Origin of the sequence: Serratia sp. CY56464, from assembly GCF_052168435.1 — a bacterium.
Taxonomy (GTDB): Bacteria; Pseudomonadota; Gammaproteobacteria; order Enterobacterales; family Enterobacteriaceae; genus Serratia; species Serratia marcescens.
In genome coordinates this window covers 412,121-431,339 of record NZ_JBJNMV010000001.1, presented here as the reverse complement: position 1 = coordinate 431,339, position 19,219 = coordinate 412,121, and the positions used below count along the sequence as shown (strand labels likewise).

At 55.9% G+C, this 19,219-nt stretch carries 15 protein-coding genes and 1 tRNA gene; 7 read left to right on the top strand and 9 right to left on the bottom strand.

Going from position 1 to position 19,219, the window contains the following annotated elements; all coding sequences use genetic code 11:
• Positions 1-127: 127 nt before the first annotated feature.
• From ACJ8KE_RS02055 to citC, 7 genes are read right to left on the bottom strand one after another with little or no spacing between them, the layout of a single operon-like run.
• Positions 128-1,591: an anion permease gene (locus tag ACJ8KE_RS02055; RefSeq protein ID WP_016927089.1), complete on the bottom strand. Its 1,464-nt coding sequence runs from the start codon at positions 1,589-1,591 to the stop codon at positions 128-130.
• 25 nt (positions 1,592-1,616) lie between these two features.
• Entirely contained in the window at positions 1,617-2,501 is an 885-nt protein-coding gene (gene citG / locus ACJ8KE_RS02050) for a triphosphoribosyl-dephospho-CoA synthase CitG (protein ID WP_239442244.1), read from the bottom strand.
• A complete protein-coding gene (gene citX, locus ACJ8KE_RS02045; RefSeq protein WP_033639902.1) occupies positions 2,482-3,030 on the bottom strand; it encodes a citrate lyase holo-[acyl-carrier protein] synthase in 549 nt (182 codons plus the stop codon). Before citX ends, citG begins: the two co-directional genes overlap by 20 nt.
• 3 nt (positions 3,031-3,033) lie before the next feature.
• On the bottom strand, positions 3,034-4,539 hold the full coding sequence (citF, locus tag ACJ8KE_RS02040; RefSeq protein ID WP_028130661.1) for a citrate lyase subunit alpha: 1,506 nt from the start codon (positions 4,537-4,539) through the stop codon (positions 3,034-3,036).
• Positions 4,539-5,459: a citrate (pro-3S)-lyase subunit beta gene (gene citE / locus ACJ8KE_RS02035; RefSeq protein ID WP_016927085.1), complete on the bottom strand. Its 921-nt coding sequence runs from the start codon at positions 5,457-5,459 to the stop codon at positions 4,539-4,541. Before citE ends, citF begins: the two co-directional genes overlap by 1 nt.
• Positions 5,443-5,751, bottom strand: coding sequence for a citrate lyase acyl carrier protein (citD, locus tag ACJ8KE_RS02030; protein ID WP_016927084.1), 309 nt, complete (start codon positions 5,749-5,751; stop codon positions 5,443-5,445). Before citD ends, citE begins: the two co-directional genes overlap by 17 nt.
• Positions 5,751-6,821: a [citrate (pro-3S)-lyase] ligase gene (gene citC, locus ACJ8KE_RS02025; protein ID WP_028127715.1), complete on the bottom strand. Its 1,071-nt coding sequence runs from the start codon at positions 6,819-6,821 to the stop codon at positions 5,751-5,753. Before citC ends, citD begins: the two co-directional genes overlap by 1 nt.
• A 313-nt stretch (positions 6,822-7,134) precedes the next feature.
• Between citC and dpiA the strand changes: the two genes are divergently transcribed.
• From dpiA to ACJ8KE_RS02010, 3 genes are all read left to right on the top strand, one after another.
• Positions 7,135-7,821 carry a two-component response regulator DpiA gene (gene dpiA / locus ACJ8KE_RS02020; RefSeq protein WP_004940807.1) on the top strand — a complete coding sequence of 229 codons (687 nt, stop codon included), beginning with the start codon at positions 7,135-7,137 and terminating at the stop codon, positions 7,819-7,821.
• Positions 7,822-7,923: 102 nt separating this feature from the next.
• On the top strand, positions 7,924-11,013 hold the full coding sequence (locus tag ACJ8KE_RS02015; protein ID WP_442517078.1) for a beta-galactosidase: 3,090 nt from the start codon (positions 7,924-7,926) through the stop codon (positions 11,011-11,013).
• Positions 11,014-11,127: 114 nt separating this feature from the next.
• Positions 11,128-11,203: transfer RNA gene (locus ACJ8KE_RS02010), tRNA-Asn, on the top strand.
• A gap of 79 nt (positions 11,204-11,282) precedes the next feature.
• On the opposite strand, the gene ACJ8KE_RS02005 is transcribed toward ACJ8KE_RS02010, so the two are convergent.
• Positions 11,283-12,116 carry an oxidoreductase gene (locus tag ACJ8KE_RS02005; RefSeq protein ID WP_442517274.1) on the bottom strand — a complete coding sequence of 278 codons (834 nt, stop codon included), beginning with the start codon at positions 12,114-12,116 and terminating at the stop codon, positions 11,283-11,285.
• 105 nt (positions 12,117-12,221) lie between these two features.
• Here ACJ8KE_RS02005 and ACJ8KE_RS02000 point away from each other — a divergent pair, with 105 nt between their 5' ends.
• The 4 genes from ACJ8KE_RS02000 (at position 12,222) to ACJ8KE_RS01985 (ending at position 18,354) form a co-directional block, all read left to right on the top strand.
• On the top strand, positions 12,222-13,142 hold the full coding sequence (locus ACJ8KE_RS02000; protein ID WP_442517077.1) for an AraC family transcriptional regulator: 921 nt from the start codon (positions 12,222-12,224) through the stop codon (positions 13,140-13,142).
• A 670-nt stretch (positions 13,143-13,812) separates the two neighbouring features.
• Positions 13,813-16,764 (top strand): hypothetical protein, encoded by a 2,952-nt coding sequence (locus ACJ8KE_RS01995; RefSeq protein WP_442517076.1) that lies wholly within the window; start codon positions 13,813-13,815, stop codon positions 16,762-16,764.
• Entirely contained in the window at positions 16,754-17,200 is a 447-nt protein-coding gene (locus ACJ8KE_RS01990; RefSeq protein ID WP_172837470.1) for a hypothetical protein, read from the top strand. Before ACJ8KE_RS01995 ends, ACJ8KE_RS01990 begins: the two co-directional genes overlap by 11 nt.
• On the top strand, positions 17,197-18,354 hold the full coding sequence (locus ACJ8KE_RS01985) for a phosphorylase family protein (protein WP_442517075.1): 1,158 nt from the start codon (positions 17,197-17,199) through the stop codon (positions 18,352-18,354). The genes ACJ8KE_RS01990 and ACJ8KE_RS01985 overlap by 4 nt, the downstream gene beginning before the upstream one ends.
• A gap of 207 nt (positions 18,355-18,561) precedes the next feature.
• On the opposite strand, the gene ACJ8KE_RS01980 is transcribed toward ACJ8KE_RS01985, so the two are convergent.
• On the bottom strand, positions 18,562-19,134 hold the full coding sequence (locus tag ACJ8KE_RS01980) for a hypothetical protein (RefSeq protein ID WP_442517074.1): 573 nt from the start codon (positions 19,132-19,134) through the stop codon (positions 18,562-18,564).
• Between the last annotated feature and the right edge of the window lie 85 nt (positions 19,135-19,219).

Sequence of the window (19,219 nt, the reverse complement as noted above, 5' to 3'; positions counted from 1 at the left end):
ATGATTATTTTTAAGGTGTTAGCGTTTGCCTGCGTATGATGGCGGGGTTAGTGTGACAAGTGTGTGACAGGGTTCACGGGAAAAGATCGTACCAGCGGCCACCGGGCGGCGGCCGCTGTGCGTCAACTCAGTACCACAGGCTCATGATCGGCCAGCCGATCAGCAGCAGCGCGGCGATGTACACCACGCCGAGAATGCCGCCCAGGCGCCAGTAGTCTTTCGATTTCACATAGCCGCAGCCGTAGATGATCACCCCCGGCCCGGTGGCGTACGGCGTCAGCACGCCCATGATGCCGATCGACAGCACCAGCAGCATCGACAGCTGCTCCATCGGCACGCCCGGCAACCCTTTGCCGACCGCCAGAATCACCGGCAGCATGGTGGCGGTGTGCGCCGACAGGCTGGCGAACAGGTAGTGGGCGAAGTAGAACACCAGCACCAGCGCCACCACCGTCATGTTCGGCGAGAAGCCGTCTAGGTGGGTGCTCATGGTCTGGGCGAACCAGTCGATAAAGCCGGAGCGCGTCAGGCCGTTGGCCATCACCACCAGCGTCGCCAGGTTAACCAGCGTATTCCAGGCGCTGGAGTATTTGGTGATCTCTTTCCACGACACCACGTGCAGCGCCAGCATCAGCGACACCGCCAACAGGCACACCGCGGTGGCGTCCAGCACCTTGCCGCCGAACACCCACAGGCACAGGCTGAGCAGCACCAGGCCGATCAGGGTGTACTCCTTGCGCGTCAGCTTGCCCATTTCCCCCAGCGCGGTATTCGCCCAGGCGGCCACTTCGCTGCTGTGGGTCACGCCCGGTTTGTACAGATAGTAGGAGATCAGCGGCGCGATGATCAGCAGCAGCAGGCCGACCGGCAGGAACGCCAGGAACCACTGCATCCAGCTGATGTGCACCCCGGCTATCTTGCCGACGAACTCGATGCCCAGCACGTTCGGCGCGGCGCCGGTGACGAACATCGAGGAGCTGATGCTGGTGCCGACCACCATCATCCACATCAGGTAGCCGCCGATGCGGCGCGAAGAGGGATCGTTAGGGAAGGAATCGAACAGCGGCGGCAGGTTTTTCACCACCGGGAACACCGTGCCGCCGGTGCGCGCGGTGTTGGACGGCGTGAATGGCGCCAGCAGAATATCGATGATCACCACCGCATAGCCCAGCGTCAGCGTGCGCTTGCCCATGAACTTCACCAGGAACAGCGCGATGCGCCGCCCCAGCCCGGTGGCCTCGTAGCCCAGCGCGAAGATAAAGGCGCCGAACACCAGCCAGACGGTGGTGCTGGAGAAGCCCGCCAGCCCCCATTTCAGCGCCTCTTTACCGGCCTTGAAGCCTGGCTCCGCCAGTTCCTGCGCGCCGAACAGCACCCAGTTGGCGCTGAGCACGCTGACGGTCACCGCGATAAAGCTGATGGCGGTGGCCGGGATCGGCTCCAGAATCATGCCGACGATCATCGCCACGAAGATGGCAAAATAGTGCCACGCCTGCGGCGGCATGCCGTCGGGCACCGGTATCAATAACAGGATCGCGAGCACCGCCAGCGGCGCTATCGCTTTCCAGATCTTTTCCTGGGTTTGTGACATAGGGACTCTCCTGAAGGCTTGGTTATTATTCTTGGGCACCCAGCTGCGCCAGCAGCCAGGTCACTATCAACAAGTCGGCGCTGCCGCCGGGGCTGAGGTTGCGGGCAATGCAGTCGGCATCGAAGCGCCGCAGGCGCGCCAGGCCCGCTTCCCCCGCCGAGCCGCCCTGCGCCAGCAGCCAGGCCGCCCGGCACCGCAGCCAGCGCAGCCCGCGCAGGCCGCCGCGCGAGGCGACGTTGGTGTCATCGTTGTGGGCCATCAGCCACAGCAGGCTGTCCAGCAGCGCCCGCTGTTCGTCGCCGCCGGCGGCCAGCCGTTGCCGATACAGCGGCAGCGCGCCGTCAAGCACCAACCGAAAACCGGACTCCGCCTCGCCGCGCGCGCCGCTGAGGCCATACGCAGCGAACAAGCGCTGGCCGGCGGTCTGCCCGGCGTTGTTGCGCCGCAGTTCACGGTCCACCAGCCCCCGACACATCGCCGCTACCTCGCCGCACAGCGCCTCCGCGCCGATGTCACGGCCCTGCTGCTGCAGGCGACCGAAGGCGGTGCACAGCAACCCGAGTGAGAACACGCTGCCCTTGTGGGTGTTAATGCCGCCGGTGGCGCGAAACATCTGGTTTTCGCAGGCCATGCCGAGCGGCCGCAGCCGCGCCAGCTGCTGCTCTGCCGGCAAAGCCGCGTCTTCCCGTCCGCGTTGGATAAAGCGCGGCAGCCACACGCCGATGGCGCGGGCGCTGCGGTAGAAGTGCCCGAGATCCATGTCGCGGTGGGCGCCGGTGTTATGACGATCCACCAGCCCCGGTTTGGGCGTGAGGTTGACCTCCACCAGCAGCGCGCGGAAAGCGGCGCGGGCGAAGTCGCAGGCCGGCTCGGTGCGACGGGCGGGTGGATTAATCGGCAGAGATCGCATCGTTGAACATCCTTTCCATTTCTTGCAGCAGCTGCTCGCTGCCATGCCGCCGCTGGCGGGCGCAGATCTTGGCCGGTTGGCCGCACAGCAGGCAGCGCCGTTCCGGCAGGCCGATGTCGCGGCGCGACAAAATGCGCCCCTGCGCATCCAGCACGTCGATATCCCACAGCCGGCCGATCGGGCGACTCACCTCCAGCTGCATGGCGCAATCTTTCACCCGCTGGGCGTCGGCGCGCAGCGCCACAAACCCTTCGCAGCCGGTGGAAAGCGCCAGCGCCTCGGCCTGCGGGCTGGGCCAGCCCTGCTCGGCGCACAGCCGCAGCAGCGCCGCCCACCCGAGGTTGAAGATGCCGCGCGTCAGCGCGCTGTCCTTCACCGGGCCGGGGACGACCAGCGTCAGCACCAGCAGCGTGCACTCGTGCTGCGCCAGCCACGCCTGCTGGCGCGCCTGGCGGCATTCGCGGCTGGTGAGCAGCTCCGGCAGGCTGACCGCGCGTTCGGCGGCCAGTTGAGGATCGACGGCGGCCATCGGTTACTCCGCCACCTGATGCACCACGTCGATCACCGAGCCGTCGCGGTAGCGCACCACCGCCACCACCTTGTCGGTAAAGGCGATCGGCTGCGGTTCGCCGGTCAGCTGCAGCGCGCGGGCGCGCAGCCAGTCGATGCTCACCACCTCGAGCCCGGCCTCCCGCAGGCGCTGCGCCAGCTCCGGCCGCGCCGGGTTGACGGCGATGCCGTGGTCGGTCACCAGAATGTCGATGCTGGAACCCGGCGTGACGCAGGTGGTCACCTGCTCCACCAGCGTCGGGATGCGCCCGCGCACCAGCGGCGCGACGATGATCGCCAGCCGCGCGGCGGCGGCGGTGTCGCAGTGGCCGCCGGACGCGCCGCGCAGCACGCCGTCGGAGCCGGTCAGCACGTTAACGTTGAAGCCGGTGTCGATTTCCAGCGCGCTCAGCACCACCACGTCGAGCCGATCGACCGACGCGCCCTTGGAGCTGAAGTTGGCGTACTGGTTGGCGCTGATTTCGATATGGCGCGGGTTGCGCGCCAGCGAGGTCGCCGCCGCCCGATCGAAGCTCTGCACGTCCAGCAGCTTGCCGATCAACCCTTTCTCGTGCAGATCCACCATGGTCGAGGTGATGCCGCCGAGGGCGAACGCGGCGCGAATGCCGCGGGCGCGCATCTTGTCCTCCAGGAAACGGGTCACCGCCAGCGAGGCGCCGCCGGTGCCGGTTTGCAGCGAAAACCCTTCGGTGAAGTAACCTGAACCGGCGATCACCTCGGCGGCGCGGCGGGCGATCAGCAGCTCGCGCGGGTTCGAGGTCATGCGCGTGGCGTCAGCGCCGATCTTGTCGGCGTCGCCCACCCGCTCCAGCTGCACGATCAGATCCACCCGATCCTGCGCCAGGCTGGCGGGATGATGCGGATACGGCACCAGCTGCTCGGTCAGCAGCACCACGGTGCCCGCCGCCTCGGCGTCCACCCGCGCATAGCCGAGCGAGCCGCAGCAGGCTTCACCGCTGTAGCCGTTGGCGTTGCCGAACTCATCGCAGGCCGGCACGCCGAGGAAGGCTACGTCTATCTTCAGCTCGCCGGATTCAATCAGGTTGACCCGGCCGCCGTGCGAGTGAATTTGCACCGGCTCCGCCAGCAGGCCGCGCGAAACGGCGTCCGCCAGCGGGCCGCGCAGCCCGGAGGTGTAAATGCGGCTCACCACGCCGTGACGGATATGCTCAACCAACGGCGCATGGCAGTCGGTCAGCGAGCTGGAGGCCAGCGTCAGGTTGCGGAACCCCATCGCCGCCAGCGTCTCCATCACCTGATTGAGCGCCAGATCGCCGCCGCGAAACGCATGGTGGAAGGAGATGGTCATGCCGTCCTGCAGCCCGCTGCGGCGCACCGCTTCCTGCAAGGAGTCGCACAGCTTGAGATCGCGCGGTTTGCGCGCCTGCAGGTTGGCTTTGGACACGTCCTGATAGCCCGGCAGATCCGCCGGGTTGGCGAAGGTCATCAATCGTTGTTGGCGGTTCATCATGCTTCCTCCCCGTGCTGCGCCGGTTCTTCCCGTAAGCCGGACAGCGCGGCGCGCTCCAGCACCAGCCGGGCGCGTTCAATCACCGGGCTGTCGACCATTTTTCCGTTGAGCGACACCACGCCGCGCCCTTCCCGCTCCGCCGCCTCGGCGGCGTCCACCACCCGCTGCGCGTGCGCCACCTCTTTGGCGGTCGGCGCGTACAGGTTGTGCAGCAGCTCAATCTGGCGCGGGTTGATCAGCGATTTGCCGTCGAAGCCGAGCTGTTTGATCAGCGCCGCTTCCTGCAGGAAGCCGGCCTCGTTGTTGGCGTCGGAGTAGACGGTGTCGAACGCCTGAATGCCGGCGGCGCGCGCCGCCTGCAGCAGCGAGCAGCGGGCGAACAGCAGCTCAATGCCCTCCGGCGAGCGTTCGGTGCGCAGGTTGCGCACATAGTCTTCCGCCCCCAGCGCGATGCCGATAAGACGCGGCGAAGCGTGCGCGATCGCCACCGCGTTGGTGATGCCCTGCGCCGATTCGATCGCCGCCAGCAGCCCGGTGCTGCCGACCGGCCGGCCGCAGGCCGCCTCGATGGCGGCGATCTCGCGCTCCATGTCGACAACGTCCTGCGCGCTGTCGGTCTTCGGCAGGCGCACGATGTCCGCGCCGCCGCGCACCACCGCCTGCAGGTCCGCCAGGCCGTAGGCGGAGTCGAGCGCATTGACGCGCACGATGGTTTCCACCTCCTGGTACAGCGGGTGCTGCAGCGCGTGGTACACCAGCCGGCGCGCCGCGTCTTTTTCACGCAGGATCACCGAGTCTTCCAGATCGAACATCAGCGCATCGGCCTGATAGATAAAGGCGTTGCTGACCATCGCCGCGTTGGCGCCGGGAACGAACAGCATGCTGCGGCGCAGCCGGGTTTTATTCAGCGTTTTCATCTTTCGCCTCCCACGGCAGTTGGCCGCTCTCGCAGGCGCGCATCAGCGCGGTTTCCAGCCGGGCGCGCAGCACGCAGTCCAGCGCCCCTTTGTCGTCGACGATCACCTGCACCGGCTCCACCTCATAACGCTGCAGCACCTCCAGCAGGGTGCGGCGGATCGCCGTGCCGAACTGTTTTTCCACGCTGCTGGCGATCAACAGATCGTGCTGCGGCCCCTCGGCGGGCGCGATGCGCACCATGACATCGCTGGATTCCAGCGTGCCGGCCATTGCTTCTCGGATAATTTTCATCATTCACCTGATTGTGCGGACTCAAAAGGATGCGGGGCCGCCTTGGCCCGGCGCTGCGTTTGCAGATCCTGCAGGTAGTACAGGGTGTCCGGCGGCACCAGCGGCGCGGCGGCGTGGAAGTCCCCCGCCGCCAGCAGCTTGCGCACCCAGGAGGCGGAGATCGCCGTGCCCTGATATTGCAAACGCTCGATTTCCACCAGCGCGATCGGCGGGCTGGGCAGCGCCGGCGTTTCCAGCCAGTAGCGCATGTCGCGGTTGTATTTCGCGGTCACCGCGCAGAACGGCTCGTTGCCGACGAAACGGTGGGTAATGCCCAGCGCGGGCGCCAGATACTGGCGGAAGATCTTCAGATCGATTTCGGTGTAACAGTCGTCGGCCACGCCCTGATCCTTGATGAAGTAACAGGGGAAGGTGGCGCGCGAGATCACGTACTGCGAGCCTTCGTGTACCGTGAGGTTGGGGATGTCGGCGGTGCCGGCCAGCACCAGCCGGCGGCGGTCTTCATAGCTGAAGCGCGAGGTGTTTTCCTTCACCAGAAACAGGTGCAGCCAGTCGCAGCGTTTGGCCGCCTGACGCACTAAATACTGATGCCCGCGTGTGAAGGGGTTGGCGTTCATCACGATGCTGCCGATGGTCTCGCCCGGCCGGCGCTGGCTCGCCAGCTGGGCGGCGTAGCGCTTCAGGCGGCACGGGCTGTTTTCCATCAGCACCACGATGCCCGGCACGGTGGCGATCGGGTAGAAACCGCACTGGCGGAACAGCGGCTCGTTCTGCACCTTGGTGTAGATAAACAGCTGGGTGTGGTGGCGCTCGTAGGCCAGGTTCACCAGCTCGGTCGCCAGCGCCAGCGCCAACCCTTCGCCGCGCATCAGCGGACTGATGGCGACGCATTTGATAATATTGTCGGCGATGCCGCCGCAGGCGACCAATTTGTCGTGCTGGGTAACAGTAATAAATATTTCAACCGTGGTGTCGATATTCAGATCGTTACTGCGCAAGAAGGCACTTATTTCCGAAATCGCTTTATGATCCGATCGCTTTACCCGATTAAATACGGCATCGCCTAACATAACACGCTCTCTGGGTTAACTGGCACACAACAAGTTAAATACAAAAAGGCATTTTAATTAACATCAATGACGGCAATTAAAACCTTAAAAACCATGAAGATAAACGCCGTTTCGCGTTCGATAAATCAATGGTAAACAGAAAAAAAACGCCAATTATTGACCTATTTCACAAACCGTTCCCGGTTAATAAGTTATTTAATGTTCTTTATTTACTTAATTAATCTTATGGTGTTTATTATTGAGATAATCTTTATTTAGCGCCGCAATTTACTTACATTCATTTAGCATCTTGATTGCAATAGTAGGTTTCATTATGGAATGGCTGAACATCCTTATCGTTGAAGACGAAACGCCGCTGGCGGAGATGCACGCGGAGTTTATCCGCCAGAACGGCGGCTGCCGCCAGATTTGGCTGGCCGGCACCCTGGCGCAGGCGCGCGCCATGACCGAGCGCTTCAAGCCGGACCTGATCCTGCTGGACAACTTTCTGCCCGACGGCCAGGGCATCACCCTGCTGCGCGAACTGACGCTGAGCGGGTATCGCGGCGGCATCGTGTTCATCACCGCCGCCAGCGACATGGCCACCGTGGCCGAGGCGTTGCGCTACGGCGTGTTCGACTACCTGATCAAACCGCTGGCCTATGACCGGCTGAGCCAGACATTGCAGCGCTTCAGCCAGCGCCGCGAAGCGTTGAAGGACAAAGCGCGCCTCAACCAGCGCCGCATCGACGAGATGTTCAACACCTATGCCCGCGGCGAGCAGCAGGCGGCGCTGCCCGCCGGCATCGACGAGCTGACGCTGGGCAAGATCCGCGCGCTGTTCGCCGAACCCGCCGCGCGCCACACCGCTGAAAGCGTTGCGCAAAAAATGGGGCTCAGCCGCACCACCGCGCGCCGTTATCTGGAGTTTTGCACCGCCGCACAGCAGCTGCGCGCCGAGATCATTTACGGCAAGGTCGGCCGCCCACAGCGGATCTACCGCGCCGGCGAACCGCATTAACGGTTATTTGATCGCCCTTGCAAGGTTGCGTGTAACCGCTTTACTTTTTATGCGCCGGTCAGCATCTTGGTGAGCATCACCTAGACGACTGGACGATCGCCGATGCCTGCTGCGCCCCATGCTTCCCTGACCGAAATCCTCGCCCGCCGTGACTGGCAAAACCCGGCCTGCACCCACTACCGCCGACTGGACGCTCACCCGCCGTTCGCCAGCTGGCGCACGGTGGAAGACGCGCGCGATGACGCCCCCAGCGCCAGCCGCCGGTCGCTGAACGGCGAGTGGCGCTTCAGCTATTTCCCGCGCCCAGAGGCGGCGCCGGAGTGCTGGCTGCAGCAGGATCTGCCGGACGCCGCCCCGCTGGCGGTGCCGAGCAACTGGCAGCTCGCCGGCTACGACGCGCCGATTTACACCAACGTGCGCTACCCGTTCCCGGTCGATCCGCCGCGCGTGCCGGAAGACAATCCGACCGGCTGCTATTCACGCACCTTCAACGTCGATCCGGCCTGGCTGGCCGCCGGCCAGACGCGCGTCATCTTCGACGGCGTCAACTCGGCGTTCTATTTATGGTGCAACGGCCACTGGGTCGGCTATTCGCAGGACAGCCGCCTGCCGGCGGAGTTCGATCTCGGCCCGTGGCTGCAGCCGGGTGAAAATCGGCTGGCGGTGATGGTGCTGCGCTGGTGCGACGGCAGCTATCTGGAAGATCAGGACATGTGGCGCATGAGCGGCATCTTCCGCGACGTCAGCCTGCTGCACAAACCCGCCGCGCACCTGAGCGATGTGCGCATCACCACCCCGATGCATGACGGCTTTACCCGCGGCGAACTGGTGGTGACGGCGCGCGCCAGCCGGCCCGGCCCGCTGCTGGTGCAGGTTCAGCTGTGGCGCGATGGCGCGCGGGTGGCCGAACGCACCCAGCCGCTCGGCAGCGAGATCGTGGACGAACGCGGCGCCTATGACGATCGCGTCACGCTGCGCCTGCCGGTGGAACGCCCGGCGCTGTGGAGCGCCGAAACGCCCGCGCTGTATCGCGCTACCGTCGCCCTGCTCTCGCCCGAAGGGGAGATTATCGAGGTGGAAGCCTATGACGTCGGCTTTCGCCAGGTGGAAATCAGCGGCGGGCTGTTGAAGCTCAACGGGCAGCCGCTGCTGATCCGCGGCGTTAACCGCCACGAGCATCATCCGCGCCACGGCCAGGTGATGGACGAGGCGACGATGCGCCACGATATCCTGCTGATGAAGCAGCACAACTTCAACGCGGTGCGCTGCTCGCACTATCCCAACCACCCGCTGTGGTATCGGTTGTGCGACCGCTACGGGCTGTACGTGGTGGACGAAGCCAATATCGAGACCCACGGCATGCAGCCGATGAACCGCCTGGCTGACGATCCGCTGTGGCTGCCCGCGATGAGCGAGCGCGTCACCCGCATGGTGCAGCGCGATCGCAACCACCCTTGCATCATCATCTGGTCGCTGGGCAACGAGTCCGGCCACGGCGTAAACCACGACGCGCTGTACCGCTGGGTGAAAAGCCAGGATCCGACCCGCCCGGTGCAATATGAAGGCGGCGGCGCCGATACTGCCGCCACCGACATCATCTGCCCGATGTATGCGCGGGTGGATCAGGATCAGCCGTTCCCGGCGGTGCCCAAATGGGCGATCGGCAAGTGGATCGGCCTGCCGGAGGAACAGCGCCCGCTGATCCTGTGCGAATACGCCCATGCGATGGGCAACAGCTTCGGCGGCTTTGAGCGCTACTGGCGCGCGTTCCACGCACATCCGCGCCTGCAGGGCGGCTTTGTCTGGGACTGGGTCGATCAGGCGCTGATCCGGCGCGACGAACGCGGCGAAGAATTTTGGGCCTACGGCGGCGACTTCGGCGACACCCCCAACGATCGCCAGTTCTGCCTGAACGGGCTGGTGTTCGCGGATCGCACCCCGCACCCGGCGCTGTTCGAAGCGCAGCGGGCGCAGCAGCTGTTCCGCTTCGCCTTCGACGCTGCCTCGCTGACGCTGACCGTCACCAGCGACTACCTGTTCCGCCACACCGACAACGAGCAGCTCAACTGGCGGCTGGAGCTGGACGGCGTGGAGCGCGCCAGCGGCAGCCTCGATCTGGCGCTGCCGCCGCAGGGCAGCGCTAGCTTCACCCTGCTCGACCGGCTGCCGATGCTGCATCAGCCCGGCGAACTGTGGCTGAACGTGGAGGTGGTGCAACCGCAGGCCACCGACTGGTCTGAAGCGCACCACCGCTGCGCCTGGGATCAGTGGCGGGTGCCGCGCGCGCTGCATCCCGCGCCGCCGCCGGCGCAGGGCGTGCCGCCAACGCTTATTGAAAATGATGAAGGGCTGACGCTTACCCACGGCGACCAGCGCTGGCGCTTCGAGCGCAGCAGCGGCCATCTGACGCAGTGGTGGCAGAATGAGCAGCCGCAGCTGCTGACGCCGCTGCGCGACGGTTTTGCGCGCGCGCCGATCGATAACGACATCGGCGTCAGCGAGGCGAACCATATCGATCCCAACGCCTGGGTCGAACGCTGGAAGCTGGCAGGCCTGTACCGGCTGGAAGAGCGCTGCACGCGGCTGCAGGCGGATGCGCTGCAAAACGGCGTGCGGGTGGTGAGCGAACACCAGTTCGGCGTGGGCGGGGAGATTTTGCTGATCAGCCGCAAACAGTGGCTGTTCGACGCGCTGGGCGCGGTGAGCGTGAACGTGGAGGTCGAGGTGGCCGACGCCCTGCCGCCGCCGGCGCGCATCGGCCTGCACTGCCAACTGGCGACGGTGCAGCCGCAGGCGGAATGGCTGGGCCTGGGCCCGCACGAAAACTACCCGGATCGCCGCCTGGCCGCGCAGCACGGGCGCTGGCGCCTGCCGCTGGCGGACCTGCATACGCCGTATATTTTCCCCGGCGAGAACGGCCTGCGCTGTGACACCCGCAGCCTGCGCTACGGCGGCTGGCGCATCGACGGCCGCTTCCACTTCTCGCTCAGCCGTTACGGCCTGCAACAGCTGATGGCCTGCAGCCACCAGCATCTGCTGCAGCCAGAAGCAGGCACCTGGCTGCACCTGGACGGCTTCCACATGGGAGTGGGCGGCGACGACTCCTGGAGCCCGAGCGTGCACCGGGATTACCTGCTCACCGCCGGCGTTTACCGCTATCAGCTGCGCCTGCAGCGAGCGCCAGAGGGCTAAATCTGCCAAAAAACTCAACGGGTTGCGCATTCTGTAAGCAAACAGTCACAGAATGTGTAATCCGCCTTTGACATGCCGACGGCGCCTCGCTATTATTCGCCCCGTTCACACGATTCCTCTGTAGTTCAGTCGGTAGAACGGCGGACTGTTAATCCGTATGTCACTGGTTCGAGTCCAGTCAGAGGAGCCATATTTAGAGAAGCCCGCTTAAGGAAACTTAAGCGGGCTTTTTGCTGTCAGGCGGTCATACCCTCCCTACCCGACACCGTTCAGCCATCCGTTGAACGGGTCAGTTTCTCCCATTGTTCAATTTCCTGACCTAACGCCTCGAGCTTTTGCCGCACCAAACTTAATGCGTCACTGCCTAACAACAGATGCGTGGGTGGGGTCTGGCTCTCGATCAATGCCAGTATGGCGTGAGCCGCCTTCACCGGATCGCCGAGTTGCTTGCCGCTTTTTTCCTGGCGCGCCTGACGAACAGGTTCAAATAACGCGTCATAGTCCGGGAGACGGCGAGGGCTGCGTACCATTGAACGCCCGGCCCAGTCCGTTCGAAACGAACCGGGCGCCACTGCGGTCACGCGTATGTTGAACGGGGTAAGCTCCTGACTTAACGCTTCTGATATCCCTTCCAGTGCAAATTTGCTGCCGCAGTAATAGCTGATACCGGGCAAGGTAATGAAACTGCCCATTGAGGTGATATTGATAATGTGGCCGCGACGGCGCTGGCGCATGCCCGGCAGCGCGGCTTTGATCATCGCCACCGCGCCAAACACATTGACGTCAAACTGGCGGCGCAGCTCTGCGAGCGGAGATTCTTCCAGAATGCCTTCATGACCGTAACCGGCATTGTTCACCAGCACATCTATCGGACCGACGGCGGACTCAATCTCTCCAACCACCTCATCAATACGCTCAACGTCCGTGACATCAAGCAGATAGCCAAAAGCCCGCTGCGTATCGAGCGCGCCGAAAGCCTGTAGCGCTTCGCTGTTGCGCACCGTCCCTATAACCTGATGCCCCACGGCGAGGGCTTCCCGCGCCAGCGCCTGACCAAAGCCACTGCTGACGCCGGTAATTAAAATCGTTTTTGCAGATGCCATAAAAAGAACTCCCATGAACCATGAAGGTTGCATGGTATTCTCTGCTCTGCCGCATTTTTAGGCCGTATCTTCTCTTTTTCTTGCCTGATTTTATGAGGTGTCGGGATGTCCGAAATGATTGCCCTGATGAATAGACTTGCGGTGCAAGAGGGATACAACCTCACTGCCCTACCTGATGTGCGAATTTTGCGTTCCGATCGCCCGCTTGCCAGAACGCCGGTGCTGTACGATCCGGGGATCGTGATTGTCTGCCAGGGCAGCAAACGCGGCTATTTCGGTCAACAGACCTATTTATATGATGAGCAGCACTACCTGGCGGTTTCGGTGCCAGTGCCGTTTGTGATGGAAACCGACGCGTCGGCAGCGCATCCGCTGCTGGCGATTTACATGCATCTGGATTTTCAGCTTGCCGCGGAACTGATGTTGCAGATTGAACAACATGGCGCCCCGCATCCTCCCGCCGCGCCGCAAAGCATGATGTCGAGCCCCATGGACGACACGGTAAAAATGGCCGTACTTCGCTTACTTGACGTCCTGGCCAACCCGCTTGAGGCGGCGATCCTCGGTCCGGCGCGGGTACGAGAGCTCTATTTCCGCGTGCTGACAGGCGCACAGGGCAACGCGATGCGTGCCGCGCTAGCCTTACAGGGCCAGTTTGGCAAAATCGGTAAAGCGTTGCAGCACATCCACGCCACTTACGCGGAGCCGCTAACGCTGACGCAACTGGCGATGCTGGCCGGCATGAGCGTGCCGACCTTTCATAGCCATTTCAAAGCGATAACGCAGATGCCGCCGATGCAGTATGTGAAATCGGTACGCCTGCACCAGGCACGGATGCTGATGGTGCGCCAACAAATCACCGCCGCTGCCGCGAGTTACGCCGTTGGCTATGAAAGCCCATCGCAATTTAATCGCGAATTCAAGCGTCTGTTTGGCCTGCCACCGGCGGAGGAGATAAAACGCATGCAGCGTCACTTCGCCATTCCGCCCGCGCAGCCTGCCTCGGTATTTGTTTCATCGCACTGAGGCTGATTTGGTCTGGCAAACTCTACCTTGAGGTATAGAGTGTTCGCTTCTGGTACGGCGCGGATATTTCAGCTTTGCCCCACTCCGAACATCTGAACTTAACTTTGACAAACTATGTAGTAAATAAATTGAGATGCTCGTCTCCGACAAAATAGATATTTCCGCGCTACAATATCAGCAAAGCGATCGCTGTTTTCAAAGGATGAGATTCATGACGGCATACGGAACAGAGTTTTCCTCAATGAACGATATAAAGCGACTCAGGATCCTTCAGGACGTTATCGATCTTCATCTTACGACTAGTCTTGCCGGTGCCACAGAAACCTATAAGCACCGAGCAGGCGCTGCCACTCCTAGGGGGAAACCATACTTACGCCCAGCCTTGTGGCGCTCAACGACAGTTAGGCGACGAAAGTTATTGCAACCAACCGTCTGCTCCTCGACAAGGCGACTATCAAGTAAGATTTATATCTCCACAGCGGAGGATTTTACAGTTGTAACTACATCTACTTCTTATGCTAAATTAACCTCATATCGAGGAGAATCTCATCATACAGACGAAGATAATATCTTTGTTACTCTTTACGTTACGTGAACTCCTCATATCGGTTAATGTCGTTGTAGATTTTCGGAAGATTTTGCTGCACTTTGATTTATAAGGAATTACATAATGTACAGTAGTATTGATGTCACGTTTCTACAGACCCTTATGGCAAGAAGTAACAGCACTCAGTATGTGCAGATCAAAGACATACACTCCAAACAAGCAAGAAACTATTTACGTGGCGTTGATTCAACAAGCTACAACATGGTGAATAATGCTTTAAAAAAAATAAAATTAAACTGCTCATATAATGATTTTAAAAAAGCAGTAGACTATGTTAAAGCCAGTCCAGATTATGAAGCCAATGATATAGGGCAATTGTTCAACACAAAAATACCTAAGGGTTTACTAGACAGTGTTGAATATTCATTGGGTGATATTTTAAAGAAAATGGATAGCTATGCCAATGAGTTAAGCATACTAATAGAATGTTGCATACAAATATATAAAAGCCTCAGTGAAAATAAATTACAAGACGCATTGGGATTTTGCGATGAAATGATTGACAATCGAGGGGCGTCAGTTTTTATTATCAGAATGGTGTCGTTTATAACTAATAGATACCAAATTTTTGATATGGATGATAAGCTAATTCTAGGTAAGATTGACGGCCTTAAGAATAGAATCGTAATTTCAAACAACCCTTCGTTAGAAGGTGTTGTTGTTCAATTAAGTAATTTAAGAACCTCGCACTTAGCTATATGCAAAAGGATTAATGAATTAAAAGATGATTCATACGTTAGTTTTATCGCCAAATCTTTTATAAACCCTATTCCACGTGACTATGAGAGCTTTATAAAGACATTAAATTCTTATTACTCCATATCTTTAATTGATGCTTTTTTATATTATCAAGTTGTAAGCAATCTAAATCTTCCATATGTAAAAAAATTCAAATTCAATAAAGACATTGAATTGATTTATAATGAATTTTCACAAATTGAATTTGACCCATCTGTAATATACAGTGAAGTAGATGAAGACACTGGGTATTATTATCTCCGTGAATCATTCTTGTTTGCGGAGCAATCCAACGCTTTGAAGTTTCTGGTTATTCACGGCCATTACTATGGAGATTTTAGTACAAAACGTATATTACCTGAATACTCTCAAAAATTAATAAATCAATATTTTGAGGGGTTGGACAATTTATCTCAACTTAAATGTTCAAAAATGGATAATGTTCAAATAAATTGGAAGGAATATGATTCTTCAAGTTGCGGCATGTTGGAAAATTCCTCTGCATTACTCCATTTAATCAGTAAGAAACAGGGAAGACTTCATGAAAAAGAACAAACACTATTTGTAAAACTAATGACATACTCTCGAGATGTTGGCGAAGCATGTCCATTTGAGTATTTAGAGACTATTTCTGAGGAAGCTAATGATTCCTTGCTAAAGCTAGTTGTTCAATGCCTTATTACTATAAATACCAAGTCTCACTATACTGAGTATCAACTGCGCTCCACTATTCAAGAATATTGTATTTCTCATTATGAAGGTGATCTAATAAAACTTTTAGAACATCTTTATGAGGTATCACCAGCTGTAACAGAGCATCTTATTTTAATTTGCAATGAGACATTTTTAAGTACATTATTTATATTGATGGATAGACCTGTAGATGCCCTGCAGGCACGAGCTGATATGTTACATTGGTTCGGCGAAATCACTGGTGAAGAACGATATTTAGACCGTGCCAAAACCTTACGAATTGATATTGCCATTAACAAGGAACGAGGGACTATTGATGATTCTAGAATTTATGTTGACCCCCTGAAATTTTCACAATGGTTTGAGGATAATATGGTAAGCAAGCTTACAATGTCCATAGATAGCCTATTAATAAGTAACTCATCCACTATGAAACTTGACTGGGGCAATAAAAACCTTGGAGCAAACATTGGTGATGATGTAATAGAAAACCTGCTGATATGTTATAGTGAGTTTTGCGAAAATAGAGTTTTTGGTATAGCGTCTTATCTTGGCCGTAGAATTCGCCATGGTACGTTCAAAGGTACGGCCATAACTGAATTATATGATGTACCAAAGAGAGAAGAATATAAATCACTTTTTGAAGATAAAGAATTCAAACGTAGGTTCGAAGAATGGATGAGTCGTTACGAAGGAATGATCGAAGATTTAGTTAAAACTTCTTTGCAGATAAAAAGCAAGAAAAAACCCATGGGGTTAATAACTACAGAAATTGATTCTCAAGTGAAAGTTGCTATTGCAAAACAGTTAGTTGTCAACATACTTGCCATTTACTCTAAACGTAGTGGTGTGTTAAGGTTACCCAGTTTAATAATTGACTATCTATGGCGCCTTGCAGAGACTGATTTACATAAAACAAAAAAATTACTTAGTGAGAAAAAATCCACATATGGAGTGTTTAATTTTAATGCTAAAAATCACTCACAAAACATGAGGAAAACAATTTCTAAATTCACCCAAGAAATAAACTCGTTGACGGGACAAAAGTTTGGATTAATGTCCTCTTGGTTTAACAAACCGAACTATGCTTCGCCAAGCACAGACATATATCTATTATTCAACACTGTAGTCTCGGAAGTAAAAGATAGAGTTAGCCATTTTGACCCATTTGTTGATTTAGGCGAGAGTAGTTTTTCAATAAATGGTGGTACTTATTATGTTATTTATGATTCTTTATACGTTCTTATTCATAATGCTGCGATTCATGGAAAACCCAATGGGCAAATTCATTTTCATGTTTCACCTTACAGTGATAGAAACGCATTGAAAATCAACCTTAAAACAGAAGTTTCAAGTGTATATGATTTAAATAAAGCTAAAGAAAGAGTATTATCTTTACTACATGAAAATGATGATGATGCACATGTAGTCGAGGGAAACAGTGGCATCAAAAAACTGAAAAAACTAGAGAGGGAAGGTAGCATTAGCAACATTAGATTTATATCCAATGAGAATGACTTGACTTTATGTTTTGAATATTTATTTGAGTTAAATAGTCGAGGTGATTATGATCTTGATAGTTGAAGATGATGAACATAAATCTTCACAGATTTTAGATATTTGTGATCAGGTCCATATTTCTAAGGAACAGCGAGTAACTGTGGATAATGTCCGTGATGCCGTTAGGTATTTATTGGAATTTGTTCCTGATATGATTGTACTCGATATGTCTCTACCTAGCCATAAAGCTCTTCCTGGTCAAGGCACTCCGGTTCCCATGCCCAATGGCGGCATAGAAATCCTATTTGAACTAAAAAAGAAAAAATTAAATACTCTACCTGTTTTAATACTGACTCAATATCACGAGATAGAAATAGAGGGAGATTCAATCCCAGTTGAAAAGTCAGCTTTAGCCTTAAATGATACATATGGTTTTACATCAGTGCAAGCCTGCTATTACGAGCATTTACCAGGTGCAAAATGGATGGCTGTAACAAAACAATTTCTGGAAAAAAAATGAACATTTTGATAATCGAAGATAATTTTGATAAACGCTGTGAAATTGAGAAAGTAATTAACTCAGAGATTTATAAAAGTAGCAATAAACCCTCATACACCTATGCTGAAAACTTGGTCTTTGCACGTAGGCATCTACAAACGCAAGTTTATGACCTTATAATATTTGATATGTTTTTACCTTTAAACATCAATTCAGATAAAGAAGTAGACTGCTCGGAAGAATTAATCTCCGAGTTTTCATTAAGTAAAAACTATCAAACAGAAGCAATTGCACTAACACAATTTGAAATCAGTGAAATTGATAACTTTCAGTCTTTTAATAGTGCTGGCATTACAGTAGTGCACTTTAATTCTAGTTCAAATTGGGTCTCTGCCCTCACTCAGAAAGTAATCCGTGCATCACAAAAAATTAAATGTGATTTTTTGATATTTTGTGCTTTGAGTAAGGAGAGAACGGCTTATGTGCATACTGAATGCAAATTAGGAAATCCAAAAAATATTTTCGGCATGAACTGTTTAGAGGTATCAATCGGAAATCATAGTGGATTTATCATAAAACCTCATAATATGGGGTTGGTGAATATGGCAATCATCGCGGCCAAAGCAATTGAGCTATTTCAACCCAAAATTGTGTCTATGAGTGGTATTTGTGCTGGCGTAAAAGGTGAATCAAACTATTTAGATATAGTTATTGGAAAATCTTGCTGGGAATATCAAACAGGTAAATGGAAGGATGGAACTTTCAAGCAAGAACCTTATCAATCTCCATTGTCACGCAACTTAGAAGTGGATTTAGAACAATCTACGGAGGATAGCGAAATACGCGAACTTATAAGGAAAAATCTCTTTAAAGATGAGTTATCATCCATGCGAATCATCCTTGCACCTGTTTCCTCTGGTTCGGCAGTTATCGCCGATGAAAAAATTATGGAAACAATTGGTATGCAACATAGAAAAATGGCAGCTCTCGAAATGGAGATGTATTCTCTTTATGAAGCGGCGGCACAATCTCTATGCCAACCTCTTTACTTTGGTGCCAAAGCAGTGGTTGATTTAGGGGACAATAATAAGGGTGATAGTTATCATGAAGCTGCATGTATAATTACTGCACGTTATGTGACACTGATGATTCAACGTCAACTCAATACCCTTTGAGAATGTTTCCAATAAGGGTGAAGAGCAGATCTCACCCTACTAACCCAGAGTCCGCTTTTGGCACTAAGCGGACAGACTGGATAACAGTCAAGTCTGCTATGAGCGAGGAGCGGACCTTGGATTACTGTATACTCTCTAATATGAATGGTACGGTTACCGGGATACTTACACCGTCCCCCACGCAGGCCTTTAACCTTCAGCCATTTCTCAGCCCCCATCCCGCTCCGCAATCCGCGCCATCAACGCCCCCAACAAGGCCAAATCGACCAGCAGCGCCAAGGCGAAACAGGCTCCCTTTATCCCCGGTGCGGCATAGGTTTGCACCAGCGAAGCGGCAACTACTACGGCCACGATAGTCACCACCGTCGTCACCCGGCACGCCACAGCGAACGCCGCTTTCTCCCCCACTGCCGTGCGGTAGGCGACGCCCTGCCCCAGACCGCCGAGGACGATGCCCGGCAGCAGGGCCGGCCAATCATGGCCACCGAACAGCATCAGCAGCGTCAATAGCCACCCCACCGCTGCCAGTAAAAAGCCGTAGCGGAGAATCGCCAGCGCAGGCCGGTTCCGCAGCGGCCGTAGACGGACCAGTGCGGCGCCGCCGAGAAACGCCAGCGCCAATGCCGTCAGCAGCATCAGGGTCGCGCCGATGCCCAGCAGATTTTCGGTCTTCAGCAGCAAAGCGCCCGCCGCGACCGGCATGCTGAGCGCCAGGGCGCTCGCCGCCGTTCCCGGGTGTTCCATGGCGCCCGGGGCGCCGTTGTTGATATAGAGGCTCATCGTTCACTCCGACATGATGGAAATGATGAAATAAATTCATTTCCCTGTTCACATGTCAGTAGCCTATCTCTTGTATAATCGGTCA

What these genes read in the sequence shown, in the direction of transcription:
- ACJ8KE_RS01985 (WP_442517075.1), top strand. Translation starts at nt 17,197, where the DNA reads ATGAACATTTTGATAATCGAAGATAATTTTGATAAACGCTGTGAAATT.
- citC (WP_028127715.1), bottom strand. Translation starts at nt 6,821, where the DNA reads ATGTTAGGCGATGCCGTATTTAATCGGGTAAAGCGATCGGATCATAAA.
- citD (WP_016927084.1), bottom strand. Translation starts at nt 5,751, where the DNA reads ATGAAAATTATCCGAGAAGCAATGGCCGGCACGCTGGAATCCAGCGAT.
- citX (WP_033639902.1), bottom strand. Translation starts at nt 3,030, where the DNA reads ATGGCCGCCGTCGATCCTCAACTGGCCGCCGAACGCGCGGTCAGCCTG.
- ACJ8KE_RS01995 (WP_442517076.1), top strand. Translation starts at nt 13,813, where the DNA reads ATGTACAGTAGTATTGATGTCACGTTTCTACAGACCCTTATGGCAAGA.
- ACJ8KE_RS02015 (WP_442517078.1), top strand. Translation starts at nt 7,924, where the DNA reads ATGCCTGCTGCGCCCCATGCTTCCCTGACCGAAATCCTCGCCCGCCGT.
- ACJ8KE_RS02000 (WP_442517077.1), top strand. Translation starts at nt 12,222, where the DNA reads ATGTCCGAAATGATTGCCCTGATGAATAGACTTGCGGTGCAAGAGGGA.
- ACJ8KE_RS01980 (WP_442517074.1), bottom strand. Translation starts at nt 19,134, where the DNA reads ATGAGCCTCTATATCAACAACGGCGCCCCGGGCGCCATGGAACACCCG.
- citE (WP_016927085.1), bottom strand. Translation starts at nt 5,459, where the DNA reads ATGAAAACGCTGAATAAAACCCGGCTGCGCCGCAGCATGCTGTTCGTT.
- citG (WP_239442244.1), bottom strand. Translation starts at nt 2,501, where the DNA reads ATGCGATCTCTGCCGATTAATCCACCCGCCCGTCGCACCGAGCCGGCC.
- dpiA (WP_004940807.1), top strand. Translation starts at nt 7,135, where the DNA reads ATGGAATGGCTGAACATCCTTATCGTTGAAGACGAAACGCCGCTGGCG.
- ACJ8KE_RS02005 (WP_442517274.1), bottom strand. Translation starts at nt 12,116, where the DNA reads ATGGCATCTGCAAAAACGATTTTAATTACCGGCGTCAGCAGTGGCTTT.
- citF (WP_028130661.1), bottom strand. Translation starts at nt 4,539, where the DNA reads ATGAACCGCCAACAACGATTGATGACCTTCGCCAACCCGGCGGATCTG.
- ACJ8KE_RS02055 (WP_016927089.1), bottom strand. Translation starts at nt 1,591, where the DNA reads ATGTCACAAACCCAGGAAAAGATCTGGAAAGCGATAGCGCCGCTGGCG.